Annotated in this window: 14 protein-coding genes; 9 read left to right on the forward strand and 5 right to left on the reverse strand. The window is 33.1% G+C overall.

Features of this window, described 5'->3' with window-relative positions:
* Position 1: 1 nt before the first annotated feature.
* The 7 genes from ACXHHC_RS16330 (at position 2) to ACXHHC_RS16360 (ending at position 5725) form a co-directional block, all read left to right on the forward strand.
* Positions 2–757, forward strand: a complete 756-nt coding sequence (locus ACXHHC_RS16330) for a hypothetical protein (RefSeq protein WP_458227430.1) — start codon at positions 2–4, stop codon at positions 755–757.
* Between the two features lie 21 nt (positions 758–778).
* The gene (locus ACXHHC_RS16335) at positions 779–2041 is read left to right on the forward strand and encodes a hypothetical protein (RefSeq protein WP_458227431.1); all 1263 of its coding nucleotides are present in this window, start codon (positions 779–781) and stop codon (positions 2039–2041) included.
* Between the two features lie 46 nt (positions 2042–2087).
* Positions 2088–2528: a hypothetical protein gene (locus tag ACXHHC_RS16340; RefSeq protein WP_458227432.1), complete on the forward strand. Its 441-nt coding sequence runs from the start codon at positions 2088–2090 to the stop codon at positions 2526–2528.
* 45 nt (positions 2529–2573) lie between these two features.
* On the forward strand, positions 2574–3179 hold the full coding sequence (locus tag ACXHHC_RS16345; RefSeq protein WP_458227433.1) for a tetratricopeptide repeat protein: 606 nt from the start codon (positions 2574–2576) through the stop codon (positions 3177–3179).
* Between the two features lie 14 nt (positions 3180–3193).
* Positions 3194–3664, forward strand: coding sequence for a hypothetical protein (locus ACXHHC_RS16350; RefSeq protein WP_458227434.1), 471 nt, complete (start codon positions 3194–3196; stop codon positions 3662–3664).
* A gap of 70 nt (positions 3665–3734) precedes the next feature.
* Positions 3735–4823, forward strand: coding sequence for a serine hydrolase domain-containing protein (locus tag ACXHHC_RS16355; RefSeq protein WP_458227435.1), 1089 nt, complete (start codon positions 3735–3737; stop codon positions 4821–4823).
* A 179-nt stretch (positions 4824–5002) separates the two neighbouring features.
* Positions 5003–5725, forward strand: a complete 723-nt coding sequence (locus tag ACXHHC_RS16360) for a 3-ketoacyl-ACP reductase (RefSeq protein WP_458227436.1) — start codon at positions 5003–5005, stop codon at positions 5723–5725.
* A 55-nt stretch (positions 5726–5780) separates the two neighbouring features.
* Here ACXHHC_RS16360 and ACXHHC_RS16365 read toward each other — a convergent pair whose 3' ends face one another.
* Both ACXHHC_RS16365 and folK read right to left on the reverse strand, forming a co-directional pair.
* A complete protein-coding gene (locus ACXHHC_RS16365) occupies positions 5781–7082 on the reverse strand; it encodes a leucine-rich repeat-containing protein kinase family protein (RefSeq protein WP_458227437.1) in 1302 nt (433 codons plus the stop codon).
* A gap of 202 nt (positions 7083–7284) precedes the next feature.
* Positions 7285–7794, reverse strand: coding sequence for a 2-amino-4-hydroxy-6-hydroxymethyldihydropteridine diphosphokinase (gene folK / locus ACXHHC_RS16370; protein ID WP_458227438.1), 510 nt, complete (start codon positions 7792–7794; stop codon positions 7285–7287).
* Between the two features lie 65 nt (positions 7795–7859).
* On the opposite strand from folK, the gene sppA reads away from it, so the two are divergent.
* Together sppA and ACXHHC_RS16380 are read left to right on the forward strand one after the other, a co-directional pair.
* The gene (gene sppA / locus ACXHHC_RS16375; RefSeq protein ID WP_458227439.1) at positions 7860–9590 is read left to right on the forward strand and encodes a signal peptide peptidase SppA; all 1731 of its coding nucleotides are present in this window, start codon (positions 7860–7862) and stop codon (positions 9588–9590) included.
* A gap of 13 nt (positions 9591–9603) precedes the next feature.
* A complete protein-coding gene (locus ACXHHC_RS16380) occupies positions 9604–10317 on the forward strand; it encodes a phosphodiester glycosidase family protein (RefSeq protein WP_458227440.1) in 714 nt (237 codons plus the stop codon).
* A gap of 36 nt (positions 10318–10353) precedes the next feature.
* On the opposite strand, the gene ACXHHC_RS16385 is transcribed toward ACXHHC_RS16380, so the two are convergent.
* The 3 genes from ACXHHC_RS16385 to ACXHHC_RS16395 are packed head-to-tail and all read right to left on the reverse strand — an operon-like array spanning position 10354 to position 12577.
* Positions 10354–11268, reverse strand: coding sequence for a ribonuclease Z (locus ACXHHC_RS16385; protein WP_458227441.1), 915 nt, complete (start codon positions 11266–11268; stop codon positions 10354–10356).
* A complete protein-coding gene (locus ACXHHC_RS16390) occupies positions 11268–11594 on the reverse strand; it encodes a ribonuclease Z (protein WP_458227442.1) in 327 nt (108 codons plus the stop codon). Before ACXHHC_RS16390 ends, ACXHHC_RS16385 begins: the two co-directional genes overlap by 1 nt.
* 53 nt (positions 11595–11647) lie before the next feature.
* On the reverse strand, positions 11648–12577 hold the full coding sequence (locus ACXHHC_RS16395; protein WP_458227443.1) for an aspartate carbamoyltransferase catalytic subunit: 930 nt from the start codon (positions 12575–12577) through the stop codon (positions 11648–11650).
* Positions 12578–12582 lie beyond the last annotated feature (5 nt).

The following is a 12582-nucleotide window of genomic DNA, read 5'->3' on the forward strand; positions in this document are numbered from 1 at the left end:
TATGAAAAAGATTAGAATTATTTTTGGTTTTTTACTGTTATATTGGGCGGGTAAAGAATATGGTGCTATTACAAAAGAGTTCAGCTCGTTTTTAAATATAGGTATTGTTCCAGTTTTTGTGTTTTTATTAGGGGCTGTTTGGTTAATTGGTAGTGGTTTCTCTAAAGGAGGTTTTCAACTATTTTCTGTTAAAGCAATTAAGTATTGGATAATTTCAATGGTTACTTTACTTGCTATTGCGTTTGTTTCTTTATTATCATCTAGTATTTTTCCTACTGATATAGTTGAAATTAATGGAGAGAAAATTCCCCTTGGTAAATGCATAGAAGGAAATAGAAGGTTGATAAAGGACAAGAATGAAGCTTTTCAATATTGTAAGTGTATTGCGGAGAAAATACTAAGTGATTCTATATTGGGGCCTAAACATATAGATGATTTAAAAAACAATCATCCAGAAGTAGCGTTTTCAGAATTAAAAAATAAAGATATTATTGAAAGGTTAAAACCAGGAGAATGCTTGGAGAATGTAGAAGCGCAATGGACACCTTTAGTTGTTGAAGGAATGAAAAAGAACTTTAAAAGTCAACTTGTTGATACAGAGTTTGAAACTACGAATGATATAGATAGGTATTGTGATTGTCTTTTAAGTGAATTCCAAAAATTCCCAACAGATACCATCAAAAAAGAAGGTTTTTATTCAAGCTCTTTATTTTACGAGATAAATGCTAAGTGTGATAGTGTTTCGAGCAAGGAATAAAATAGAAAAAACAATTGAAGAATGAAAGAGAATAAGTTTGCTAGTAAGTTTGAATCTAAAACAAACGAAGAATTAAAATACATAGTTGAAAATAAACACCAATACGATTCCAAAGCAGTAGATGCAGCGTTTCAAATATTAGAACATAGAAATTACGATATTCATTATCCTGAAGAGAAAAAAGTTGAAGTGAAAGGAGAAGAAAATTACAATGATTTTATCAAGACCATAAACAAAAAAACGGTATTTGCTTTTACTCCAAAATACAGTGAAGAATTCACGACTATGATACCTAAAGAGCTAATCTGTGAAATAGCATTAAGGGCATTTGAAAGATTGGAATGGGACGTTGTTTTTTATGACAAGAATATAGTAGAAGCAAAAAGAAGTGATAAAGTAGATAATTGGTCAGAGAAAATAGTTGTATCGGTACTGAGTATAGGAAAAGTATGTGTTGAAAGTATTTCTTTAGGGAGTAGTATGTTGGATGGAGGAAAGAATTCTAAAAGAGTAAAGTTATTTATCCATGTTTATAAAGAGATAGAAGCAGAACACGATAAAGAAAAAATAGAAATTTTAAAAAAGGAGGTCAATAAGAGAAATAATTGGGATGATTACGAGGTTCCTAAAACCTTACCATTACCAACAATTTTAAAAGAACCTAAAATTATTTTACCCATTGTTTTTGGAGTACTCTCAGCAATTATATTAGGAGGGTTATTTGCTGTAATAACTAGGTTCATATATTTTGTCTTTCTTTTTGAGATTGGTTTAGGGGTCGTTTTGGCATATATTTTATCTCAGGGAATAAAACTAGGGAACTATACTAATTATATAAGTGCAAGAGTAATAATGGGGCTTTCTGTTATAGGGATAGTGGTGCTAAATCAATACATTCAGTATTTAATAATTATGTACGAAAATAGCATTAGTATTTTTGATTTGCCTTTTATTCGTTTTATGGAAATAAGATTAGAAGAAGGTTTTGTGTTAAAAAACACAAACTTAGGTTGGATTGGATGGATAGGTGTAATTGTACTACAGTTAGTTGTTGTTTATTACGTTGCGTGGTTAAGGTTAGTTTACTATATCGTAGAGTTTCAATTAAAAAGAGTTCCTGAGGAAGTAGTTGAATTTGCTATGTATCATTTTGTAAAAGGTAAGAGAGAGACGGAAGTTAAAAGAGAGTTGTCTTTAAAAGGTTGGAGTGATACCAAAGCACAAGAGTATGTGATGGAGGCTTTAAGTGCTGTAGAAGGGCAAAGAGAATTAAGAAGAGCGTAAAGAAATGCAGTTAAAAAAAGTTTTCTACATACTTACTATTTTTACAATGTTTCAATGCTCAACAATTGAGAATTACAAAATTGTTGCTTTGTGGAATATTAGAAAGCACAATCCAAATACGAATCTATTTTATCGTTGTGATGATTGTAATACAAATTCTTTGAATTGCTGTATTTATAAATATAATAATTTACACTACGATAGAGGAGAGTCATACGTTTTGGATAGTTGTGGTAAAATAGATTCTATTTATAGTTATCATGTACCATTAGGAGTAAATACCATTGCTGTTGAGGATCAAATAAGGTTATCTTCATTAGATAGTATATATCAGCATGAATTAAGAAATAGCTCTATTTATTGGGATAAAGAGTTAAATGCTATTGTAGATAACGATTCTGTCTATTTAAATTTTAAAGTAGACTTTAAGAACAAATACTTGATAGTAAAACACGAAAAGGAGTTACAGTTGTATGAATTCGAATGATTAAAGAAGTATAATTTTGTTAAAATTGTTGAAAAAGAAATAAATATGGGAGGAGAAGGTAGTATGTCCTCAATGAGGACTATTTTACGGAATAATAAAAACTTACTACGTAAGAAGAATATATTTTCTAAAGGAGATAATTTTAAAGCATTTTCTGGAGGGAATGATAAAAATGCTAAGACTCCCTATGAAATAAAAGAAACATCAAAAAAAGAATTAGAGGCTATTAGGGTAAAGAATGCCAAAGGGGAAAGAAAACACATTAGAAATGTTGTTTTATTACTGATTTTAATAGCTGCTATATCTTCATTATTCTTTTTACAAATGAATGATTTTGTAGCTCAAAGAAAAGCCATTGCCGAAGACAATAGAGGATATGGAGATGTTTATTCTTCTCATATGACCATGGGTGATCTTTATGCATCTAGAAATAAATGGTCAAAGGCAATTAAAAAATATGAAGAAGCTATTAATCTTCTACCAGAAAAATACATTGCATACAATAGACTTGCATATGCAATGGTAAAGAATTGTACTATTTTAAATAGAGGATGTGAAAAAACAAAAAGAGAAATAGAAAATATGATGCATAAGTTTCCAGATAAAAAGAAGGAGTTAGAAGGTTTGTTGAGTAGGTTAGAAATTAATTAACTATAGGATTAATTATGAAACTATTATTAACACTTCTATTTGTATTTAGCTTATTAGGGATTCCTGTAGCTAGTTTTAAAGATTGGTTAATTTTAACTCTAATTATTCACACAATGTGGTTGGCTATTGCTTCTACAAAACTTATAAAAGAAGGTCAACGTAAATACAATAAACTCAAAGTGTTTAATAGAGTGGTTATTGGTATAGCTATGGTAGATACAATGGTTGTATTCTTATCTATTTCGTTTCTTTTTAGAGTTATTTTTGCCTCTTTATATTTACCCTTATTTTATTTAAGTACTGTTTGTTTTGGCTTTTCGATTATTATCAATTATGTTATTTTGGTTAGGGACATAGTCCAAAGAGATATTTCTCCTAATCGAAAAACAGTATTAATTCTATCTTCCTTTTGCTATCCTATAGGTGTTTATACTTTATCACAGAAAAACGTACCAAATCACACCTTAACAAGTACGGACTTATAATCTGGGACGATTTAAAAGAGGAATCGTCAGAGTTTTGTGTCATCAATTAAAAACTTTAAATTTTAAAAAGATGACAACATATTTAAGAAAAATCAGGGTATCTGCTTTAGTAGTATTGGGATTGGCATTTACGGCATGTTCTAATGACGATAACAATGTACAACCCATTCCAGATGTTAATTACACCACAGCCGAAAATTATTTAGAGAAAGTTGGTTTTAAAGGAAGCGTATTAATTAGAAAAGGAAGTGAAGATATTGTAAGAAGAGGATTTGGTTTTGCAGATAGAGCTAGCCAAATAGACAATGATCCTTCGCTTGTTTATAGAATCGGTTCAGTAACAAAATCGTTTACTTCAGCAGCTATTATCAATTTAAAAAGAGAGGGGCTTATAGAAAGTTTAGATCAACCTTTAAGCGATTTTGACGATGAATTTCCTTTGGGAGATCAAATTACCATTAGGCATTTATTAACACATCATTCAGGTATTGCAGATTATGTAGGAGGAGTAGAGGAGTTTGTAGATGAGAACAATTACTTTATAGAAAAAGAAGAGATTTTGGAGGTTATTTTAGAATCTATTGAAGAGGAGGGCTTGCAATTTACACCAGGAGAATTTTTCTCCTATTCCAATTCAAACTATTTTATTTTAGGAATGTTAATAGAGGAGTTAGCAGGTATGTCTTACCAAGAATATTTACAAGAAAAAGTATACACTCCATTAGGGCTTGTTACTACTCAAAAAGGACCCAATGCAATTACGGGAGCAGTAAGAGCCAAAGGGTATAACGAAGAGCTAGAGGTAGAAGCCTACCAAATGGACATTGCTTATAGTGCAGGAGAAATAGAAAGCACCATTGCAGATATAGAAAAATGGGGAGATGCCATGATAGGAGATTATTATACAGCTACAGAGAAGCAAGAAGTGTTTGGAGCTGCCTATACACAAGAGGGAGTGAATGTTCCCGGTGCAGGATGGTTTACTCTTAAAATAGGCGGAAAAACAGTGTATCACCATGGAGGAGATATAGACGGGTTTACAAGTCTCTTGTTGCTGGTTCCTGAATCTGATGGAATGATTGTTTTGTTGAGTAATGAGCAAGATAAAGGCGAACAACGTTCTAAGATTATGGAGGTTATTTTAGAAAATGAATTTTAGAGAGTGATAATTATAAAAAGGGTTTAAAGTCTTATCCGCTATAAGTTTAGATACTTGTAGCGGGTTTTATATTTATAGGATGTATTGAACTAGTTCAACCAAATTATAAGTTTGTTTTTTAAAATTTGTTTGACAATTAAATGATACATTTAAATTCAATTAAAAAATAGAAGATAAGAATGAGTACTTTAAAAAATAAGAAAGCCATTGTTACAGGTGGAGGTAGAGGTTTGGGAAAAGCAACCGCCATAGCTTTTGCAAAAGAGGGAATAGATGTAGCAATTACAGGAAGAAATGAAGAGGTGCTAAAAGCAACAGTGGCAGAGTTAGAAGCTTTGGGCGTAATGGCAACCTATGCAGCATTTGATGTTGGGAATTACGAGGAAGTAAAGGCTGGAATTCATACAATTGTTACTGCTTTAGGGACAGTAGATATTTTGGTGAACAATGCAGGGATTGCAGCTATAGGGGCTTTTAACGACATGGAGGTGAGTGAATGGAGCCAGATTATTCAAACCAATGTAATGGGAATGTATTATGTAACTAAAGAAGTATTGCCGCATTTGTTAGAAAAGAATTTGGGTGATATTTTTAATGTTTCTTCTACTGCAGGATTAAACGGAAATCCGAATATATCTGCTTATAGTGCTTCTAAATTTGCGGTAATTGGTTTGTCGGAATCTTTAATGAAAGAAGTCCGTAAGAACAATATTCGTGTGTGTACCTTAACTCCAAGTACCATTGTTACAGAGATGACGAAAGAATTAGGGATGTTTGAAGGAGAGCCAAATGAAGATAAAGTACTACAACCAGATGATTTTGCAGAATTAATAGTGGCAGGTTTAAAGCTACCTAGAAGAGCTATGTTAAAAGGAGCTTCTTTATGGTCTACCAACCCATAAAACTATAGAACAATACCTTTGTTGTGGCTATTCTGTAGTTAGAATAAAGGTATTGTTACATTTGGTTTAACTTTTCTAAAATTTCAGCAAAACTAGGTCGTTCATGTACCGTTGTATTCATACAAGAAGCAATTAAATTTTCCCATGCGCTACGTTTTGTGCTAGCGAACTCATTTAAAGGAATCAAGTTTAACACATCTTCTACCAAACAAGCCCATGCACGTACTTCTACACGTTCAATAAAAGGAGCTAGTTTAGAATTTGTATTGTAAAAAGTAGCGGCTCCAAAATCTCCTAAAATAGAATGCCCTTTTGGGTTAATTAGGGTGTTGTGTGCATATAGATCTCCGTGATTAATTCCTTTAGCGTGTAATTGTGCACATACAGAAGCTTTTCCCTTAGCAATACTGATTAAATCGTTCTTAGTAAAAGAAGTCTCTTTATTAAACGTATCTCTGGTACAAGTATCAAAATTAGGCGGATTTCCTAAGTTGGTGTATTCAGAAGAAATCAATTCCATTACCAAACCGTTTTGATCGTTGGGATGATTTTTAATTTTACCAATTACAGGGATTAAATTATCATGTAGACCTGCTGTTATAGACACTTTCATTTCGTCTTCGGGTAATCCGTCGGTAGTCATAGCTCCTTTAAAAACTTTAACAGCAACTTCTTTGTTTGTAGTTGTCCAATTGGCTTTAGAAATAATACCAGAAGCTCCTTCTCCTAAAGTTTGTGTCAATTCAAAATCAGCCCAGTCGTAAGAGGCTAGGTTGCTTTCTATTTCTGGTCTATGAGTAATAGGATTTCCGTTAAAAGCAACCCAAGACAATCTAGGCAATTCAAACAACCATTGTGGGATTGTTGTTAATTGGTTGGTTGGTACTCTAAGTAGCTCCAAGCTTTTACAATTAGACATTTCAGCTGGGAGTTCTTTTAATAAATTTCCAGCCAATCCAAATTTCTGAAGCAAATGACAATCTCCTATACTTTTAGGTAGCTGCTCTATTTTATTATCTGTTAAAATCAGCCACTGTAATTTTTTAGGAAAGACGTTTTCTGGAATATGCGTGATTTTATTGGAGCGAAAACCTACCATACTTAAAGAAGGGCAATTTGCCAATTGACTAGGAAACTCCGTAAACTGATTACGGGCAAAAAAGACAATCTTTAGTTTGCTTAAGTCAGACATGTTTTCTGGTAACTCAGACAAATTATTATCCGATAAATCCAAAATTTCTAAGCTATCAGCAAGTGTCAAAATTTCATCAGGAAAAGTGTTTAAACCACAAGCTAATTTTAATCTGTTAGTTCCTTTTAATTCTCCCGATTGTAATGCTTCTAAAGTATGTGTCATGTTGTTGATATGAATCGGCTAATTTAACTATTTACAAGTAGAGAATTTAGATTGTTTCTTTAATTAAGGGGTAAGAAATCGAATAGGAAATATATAAGCTTTAATTGAGTTATAGAAATGAGTCTTTCTTAGTTGTAAATGAATAATTTAAGAGAGTGTACACGCTGCTACACGTTCTGCCATTAGAGCAGTAAATGAAATTTTATAAGACTGGAATTTCTAAAATTTCTTGAGTTTTGGTAATCTCGCTATTGTCGGTGCATTGTTCTAAAAGTTCCTCTAAAGAGGTTTTAAGAACGGGGTGCTTGTATTGACTTGTAAGATCTAGTAAAGGAATTAAAACAAACTTTCTATCGTGCATTCTGGGGTGTGGTATCACCAATTTTTCAGTGTTGATAATTTCGTAGTTAAAAAAAATGATGTCAATATCCAAAGGCCTTGCACTGTATCCCGTTGCATTCTCTTTTCTAGTTCTTCCCAATTCCTGCTCAATGTTTAAAAGTTGGTCTATCAAATCAAAAGCAGACAAATTGGTTGTTAGGCTTAGAGCAATATTGTAAAAATCGTCGCTTTTAAATCCCCAAGGAGGAGTTTGGTAAACCCAAGAAACTTTCTGAATAGTACCTAATTGGCTAAGTTTTTGCAAAGCCCTATTCAAGTTTTCTAACTTGTTACCCAAATTTGTACCTAAAGAAAGATAAGCAGTATTCATACTATTGTATTGTATATGGGGCAAAGAAAACATTTATATTTGTTATTGTATAAAAAAAATGAAAAATGAATTTTTTTAAGAGAGTGTTATCGTCTTTGGTTGCTATTTGGTTGGCCATTGTTCTTTTTGTTTTAGTAGGTGTTGGTATTGCTGTAGTCGCCACTAAGGATACTGTTAAAGAGGTAAAAGCAAATTCAGTATTAGAGCTTAATTTAGTAGGAGAGTTAAATGATTATTCCCCAACGGCTATAGATCCTTTTAGCGAGGCTTTGGGTTTTAAGGACGAAACTTTTGGGTTCAATCAAATTTGTAAAACCATAGAAAATGCTACCTATGATGATAAAATCAAAGGGATTAGTATTAAAAATATTCCTCAAAATATAGGTTGGGCACAGGTAACTGCCTTACGAGGAATGTTAGAGGAGTTTAAGAAGCAAGATAAATTTGTGTATGCATATAGCGATGTATATTCTCAGAAACAATATTATTTGTATTCGGTAGCAGATCAGTTATTTATTTCTCCGTTAGGATATGTAGAGTTAAGAGGTTTGCATTCCGAAGTGATGTTTTACAAAGATTTTCAGGAAAAATACGGAGTTAAAATGGAGGTCATTCGCCATGGAAAATACAAGAGTGCGGTAGAGCCTTTTATTGCCAATAAAATGAGTGATGCAAACAAAGAACAAATCAGTGAATTGATCAATGGTTTGTGGTTGCAGGTAGACAAAGAAATTACATCGTCTAGAGCTGTAAATGTAGAAGAAGCAGTGTTAAAAATGTACGGACAATCTTCTAAAACAGCTTTAGAGCATGGGCTGGTAGATGCTGTTATGTACGAAGATGATTATAAAGGTGCGTTAAAAAGTAAGTTAGAAACCAGTAAGTTAAATAAAGTAAGCTTTAAAGATTACATGGCTCAGAACACCTTAAGTAGTTTGATAGAGTTGCCTAATAAAATTGCAGTGGTATATGCACAAGGAGAAATTAGATACGGACAAGGAAATATAACGCAAATAGGACAAGAAAGTATTATTAGAGCGTTTAACAAAGCGGCAAAAGACGAAAGTGTAAAGGCAATTGTTTTTAGAATTAATTCTCCGGGAGGAAGTGCTTTGGCATCCGATTTAATTTGGAATGCAGTAGAGAAAGCAAAAGAGAAAAAGCCTGTAATAGTGTCTATGGGGAATTTAGCAGCTTCTGGTGGGTACTATGTTGCTTGTGGTGCAGACCGTATTTTTGCCGAACCAACTACCATAACGGGTTCTATTGGAGTATTTGGGATTTTACCAAATGTAGCTCCTTTAGCAGATAAAATGGGCTTACATACAGAGGTGGTAAGTACACATGACAATGGAATTCACTATAGTCCTTTTCAGCCTTTAGACAAGCGTTTTAAGGGAGTTGTTAAAAGTGGAATAGAAAGCGTATATGCTAATTTTTTAGATAGAGTTTCTAAAGGTCGTGATATGACAAATAAAGAAGTAGATGCTGTAGCACAAGGTAGGGTATGGACAGGAAACATGGCTTTAGAAGTTGGTTTGGTAGACGAATTAGGTAGTTTAGACGATGCCATAGCATATGCAGCAGAAAAAGTAAACATAAAGGAATACTCATTAAAAGAATTGCCTAAATACGATTTGGATTTTAAAAAGATGTTGGGTTTAAGTCCTTTTGCAAAAGCTGATTTAAAGGAAATATTACCAAGTTCTTTAGTGGAACAAGCCAGTCACTTAAAATCGGTGTTTGAACAGCAAACCGTACAAGCTAGAGTTCCTTTTGAGTTGAGAGTGGAGTAGAATTAGATTTAAGATGAAAAAGCTATTACTAGTTATACTCGTTTGTATTGTATGCTCTTTTTCTTTTCAAGAGTATAAAGTAGATGAGTCTAGATTTATCATACATGTTGTAGATGGTAAAAAAGGCTCGTTAAAGTTTTATTATAAGGATAATAACAATGAAAGAATTGGTTCTTTAAAGAGGCTGAAAGAGTTTGTAAAAGAGAATGGAGATTCTTTAGCATTTGCTATGAATGGGGGAATGTACAAACGTAATTATTCTCCACAAGGTTTATATATAGAAAAGGGAAAACTTATAAACAGACTTGATACGTCTAAAGGAAAAGGAAATTTTTATCTATTACCAAATGGAGTCTTTAGCCTCTCTAAAGATGGAGAAGCAACGATTGTAAAAACAGAAGATTTTAAGAAAGATAAGAATATTGAATACGCAACTCAATCTGGACCAATGCTTTTGATAAATGGTGTTTATCATCCTAAATTAAGAAAGGGTTCTAAGAATTTACACATAAGAAATGCGGTAGGAATATTACCTAATGGAAATATAATGTTTGCCATGTCTAAAGAGAAAGTAAATTTCTACGATTTGGCAACACTCTTTAAACAAAGAGGCTGTAAACAAGCTTTGTATTTAGATGGTTTTGTTTCTAGAACTTACTTACCATCAAAAAAATGGAAGCAATTAGATGGTGATTTTGGAGTGATAATTGGGGAGACTAGCAAATAAATGTAGTTATAATATCTAATTTCTATCAGTTAAGATCTACAAAACAAAAACTTTCCCACTCTCAGCCACATCTACATTTTCAAACTCAGTTTGGGCTTCTTCTTTAAAAAGTAACAAATTGCTGTAACGGCTAGAATAATGACCTAAAACCAATTTTTTAACCTGAGCAGCTTTGGCAATTTGTGCAGCTTCTTTGGCAGTACTATGCTTGGTTCTTTCGGTTAAGTGTTTATTATCTTCTAAAAAAGTAGATTCGTGGTACAAAAGACTAACACCTTTTATAATAGGAACAATATCGGGCTTGTAAGCAGTGTCGCTACAAAATGCATAGCTCTGTGTTTCTCTTGGCGGTAAGGTTAGTTCTTCGTTTTTAATTATAGTACCATCACTTTTAGTATAGTCTTTCCCGTTTTTAAGATTGTGGTAGTCGCAAATTTCAATTTCAGGAATTGCTCGTACAGCATCTATATTTATCTTTCGTAAATCAGGTTTTTCTTGGAATAAGTACCCATTGGTGTACACTCTATGGTCTAGAGGTATGGTAGAAACTTGAATTTTCTTATCCTCAAATACTACTTCAGATTCTTTGCTATGCAATTCATGAAATAACAACGGAAAAGAAGTCCAGGACTTAGAGAGTTTTAGTTGTAGGGTAATGATTTCTTTAATTCCTTTTGGGCCGTAAATGTGTAGTTCAGTTCTACGGTCTAATAAACCAAAGGTGGAAATTAAACCCACCAATCCAAAGAAATGGTCTCCATGTAAATGGGAAATAAAAATATGTTTGATTTTGGCAAACGGAATTTTGTGTTGCCTAAGGAGTACCTGTGTTCCTTCTCCACAATCTATTAAAATATGTCTTTCGTTAATTTTAAGGTATTGAGCCGTAGGATGTGCATTGGTTCTAGGAGTGGCTGAATGACAGCCTAATATGGTGAGTTGAATTCCCATTAAAATCCTAAATCACGAGTCATCTCATCCATGTCAATCATGTCTTCTGCTTCTGTTAAGGTAGGAACCACGTTTAGTTCTTCATCAAAAGCATCAGCATCAAAAGAAGGGACAATTATTACAAAAGAAAGGTTGTTTTCTAATTGAATTTCTGCAAACTCAGCTAAAGAAGTAACTTGCTCTTCTAAGGTCTCTATGTTCGATAGGTCAATAACAATATGTTGTCCGTTAAAATCTGTAAAACTCTTAGAAAGAGTTTCTTTAAAAACATCAAAGTTGTTTTCGGCAGTAATTAACGTATATTTTTCTGTTGAGGTTGTGTTCATTGTTTTCAATTTTATTTTCGATCAATACAATTGAATCGTTATGCGAGTTGTATTTATTTCTTTATCTGTTCGGCCAACAAATAAATACAAGCCATTCTAATAGCCACCCCATTTTCTACTTGATTCAGAATAATCGCTTGGTCAGAATCAGCAACATCAGAAGTAATTTCTACTCCACGGTTAATAGGACCTGGGTGCATAATGGTTACTTCGGAATCTAATGAGTTTAATAAGTTCTTGTCTACTCCGTACAACTGTGTGTATTCTCTGGTAGATGGAAAGTATTTGGTATCCATACGTTCGTTTTGTACACGTAACATATTGGCTACATCTGCCCATTCTAAAGCTTTTCTTAAATTGGTTTCTACACCAACACCTAGACTCTCAATATGTTTTGGAATTAAACTTACCGGTCCACACACTTTAACTTCTGCACCTTGTAGCTTTAAAGCATAAATGTTAGACAAAGCAACACGAGAATGTAATATGTCTCCAACAATTACTACTTTTTTACCCGCAACACTTCCTAGTTTTTCTTTAATAGAAAACGAATCTAACAAAGCCTGAGTAGGGTGTTCGTGTGTTCCGTCTCCGGCATTAATTATTTTGGTGTCTACATGTTTGGCTAAAAACTCATGCGCTCCTACATTGGGATGTCTCATTACCACAATATCTACTTTCATAGACAAGATATTGTTTACGGTGTCTATTAGAGTTTCCCCTTTTTTAACCGATGAACCAGATGCCGAAAAGTTAATAACATCCGCAGACAAACGCTTTTCTGCCAACTCAAAAGATAGCTTGGTACGCGTACTGTTTTCAAAAAATAAATTGGCAATGGTAACATCTCTTAACGATGGTACTTTTTTAATAGGCCTATTAATTACTTCCTTAAAATGATCTGCAGTGTCAAAAATTAAATCAATATCCTCTTTAACAAGATGCTTTATTCCTAGTAAGTTTGGGACACTTAAACTACTCATTTACT

The organism is Wenyingzhuangia sp. IMCC45574 (assembly GCF_054182685.1).

Coding starts and splice junctions, on each gene's coding strand:
- ACXHHC_RS16330 (WP_458227430.1), top strand. CDS start 2: ATGAAAAAGATTAGAATTATTTTTGGTTTTTTACTGTTATATTGGGCG.
- ACXHHC_RS16335 (WP_458227431.1), top strand. CDS start 779: ATGAAAGAGAATAAGTTTGCTAGTAAGTTTGAATCTAAAACAAACGAA.
- ACXHHC_RS16340 (WP_458227432.1), top strand. CDS start 2,088: ATGTTTCAATGCTCAACAATTGAGAATTACAAAATTGTTGCTTTGTGG.
- ACXHHC_RS16345 (WP_458227433.1), top strand. CDS start 2,574: ATGGGAGGAGAAGGTAGTATGTCCTCAATGAGGACTATTTTACGGAAT.
- ACXHHC_RS16350 (WP_458227434.1), top strand. CDS start 3,194: ATGAAACTATTATTAACACTTCTATTTGTATTTAGCTTATTAGGGATT.
- ACXHHC_RS16355 (WP_458227435.1), top strand. CDS start 3,735: ATGACAACATATTTAAGAAAAATCAGGGTATCTGCTTTAGTAGTATTG.
- ACXHHC_RS16360 (WP_458227436.1), top strand. CDS start 5,003: ATGAGTACTTTAAAAAATAAGAAAGCCATTGTTACAGGTGGAGGTAGA.
- ACXHHC_RS16365 (WP_458227437.1), bottom strand. CDS start 7,082: ATGACACATACTTTAGAAGCATTACAATCGGGAGAATTAAAAGGAACT.
- folK (WP_458227438.1), bottom strand. CDS start 7,794: ATGAATACTGCTTATCTTTCTTTAGGTACAAATTTGGGTAACAAGTTA.
- sppA (WP_458227439.1), top strand. CDS start 7,860: ATGAATTTTTTTAAGAGAGTGTTATCGTCTTTGGTTGCTATTTGGTTG.
- ACXHHC_RS16380 (WP_458227440.1), top strand. CDS start 9,604: ATGAAAAAGCTATTACTAGTTATACTCGTTTGTATTGTATGCTCTTTT.
- ACXHHC_RS16385 (WP_458227441.1), bottom strand. CDS start 11,268: ATGGGAATTCAACTCACCATATTAGGCTGTCATTCAGCCACTCCTAGA.
- ACXHHC_RS16390 (WP_458227442.1), bottom strand. CDS start 11,594: ATGAACACAACCTCAACAGAAAAATATACGTTAATTACTGCCGAAAAC.
- ACXHHC_RS16395 (WP_458227443.1), bottom strand. CDS start 12,577: ATGAGTAGTTTAAGTGTCCCAAACTTACTAGGAATAAAGCATCTTGTT.